Raw genomic sequence first — 1,352 nt, 5'->3', positions numbered from 1 at the left:
TCCCCTCTAATTGGACAAACTTAACTTATACTAATATATGCTTCAATTTTTAAACACACATTAAATTCTTAAGATAATATTCGTGTGGTGTAACATATCCAATTGAAGAGTGTATTCTCTCATTGTTATATCTATAAACAAAATCATTTATATTATTGCGGATATCATCTAAACTCCAATATATACTTCCAGTAAGGCATTCGTCTTGAAGATATCTATGATATGATTCAATGAAAGCATTGTAATTTGGACTTTTAACAGGTATTCTTTCATGAATCACTTTTTCATCAAGACAAGATTTTTCAAAGATACCACTAATAAATTGGCTACCATTATCCGTACGGATTACTAATCCATTTGGATTATCTTTAATGCCTCTGGAATATAAACCTTTAATTAAAACTTTTTTCGCAACTTCACCAGTTGCAGATAAATCTATTGATGTACTTACAAGTTCTCTATCAAACACATCAATTATAGAAGTAATATAGGCAGTTCTCTTTGTTCCAGCTATAAACGCATACTTTATATCCATTTGCCACAATTGGTTTGATTTTATTATTGTTCTACTTTCGCAGACGCGTGACACTCGTTTTAGAGTGCGTTTTCTATTTGGATCTAACAAGTTTAAGTTTTTCATTAATCTTCTAACTTTTTTCTTATTAATCTTAATATTGTAGTTATTTCTTAAAACAGCAGTAACTTTTTTATAACCATAGAATTTACTAGTTTTTTGAGATTTAATTTTCACTATATAGTTTTGTATATCTAAGTCATTAATCTTATCTCCATCAAAATTATAACTAAATCCAGGTGTCTTACGACCTGTATTAGCGTAGCTTCTCTCAGCGTACTCATGTTTTATTTTGTAGTAATAAGAGGACTTAGATAATTCTACAATACTTAATACAGTAATAACTTTATAACCTAAAGTTATCCACTTATGAGCAATAGCAATTTTATCATCTAATGTTGGTTGTTTTTTTTTAGAAGATCTTCAAGGATTGCTATTTTTAATTTAAGCTCTTCATTTTCATCCTTAAATTTATGATATTCTTTTTTATAATTAGGTATAATCTCACCTTCCTTTGGATTTTTCGGCTTTATAGTTTGAGAATACCTACGGTAATTGTTAACCCATGTGCTTAATTGAACTGGATTAATATCATATTTTTTAGCTATTAAAGAATTACTACCAGATTCAAGAACCTCTTTAACATAAGCAACTCTTTGTTCTTCTGAAAACTTTCTTTTAAAAACAACTTTTGACATATTGTAGCCCTCCTAATTTCATTAATATAATTGTAAATATCTAAATTAACTTTGTCCAATCCAATTAGGGGGGCTATAGG

2 protein-coding genes are annotated in these 1,352 nt (G+C 28.4%); both read right to left on the bottom strand.

The genetic code is table 11. The annotated features are described in order from the left end of the window. Window positions 1-49: 49 nt before the first annotated feature. On the bottom strand, window positions 50-937 hold the full coding sequence (locus CSGHG_RS19160; protein ID WP_268869831.1) for an IS3 family transposase: 888 nt from the start codon (window positions 935-937) through the stop codon (window positions 50-52). Window positions 938-966: 29 nt separating this feature from the next. Further along, the gene (locus CSGHG_RS19155; protein ID WP_010291436.1) at window positions 967-1,272 is read right to left on the bottom strand and encodes a transposase; all 306 of its coding nucleotides are present in this window, start codon (window positions 1,270-1,272) and stop codon (window positions 967-969) included. Window positions 1,273-1,352: the final 80 nt, after the last annotated feature.

Source organism: Clostridium senegalense JC122 (assembly GCF_000285575.1).
Taxonomy (GTDB): domain Bacteria; phylum Bacillota; class Clostridia; order Clostridiales; family Clostridiaceae; genus Clostridium_J; species Clostridium_J senegalense.
The sequence above is the reverse complement of the archived record's forward strand: the minus strand, read 5'-3'. Positions and strand labels throughout refer to the sequence as shown.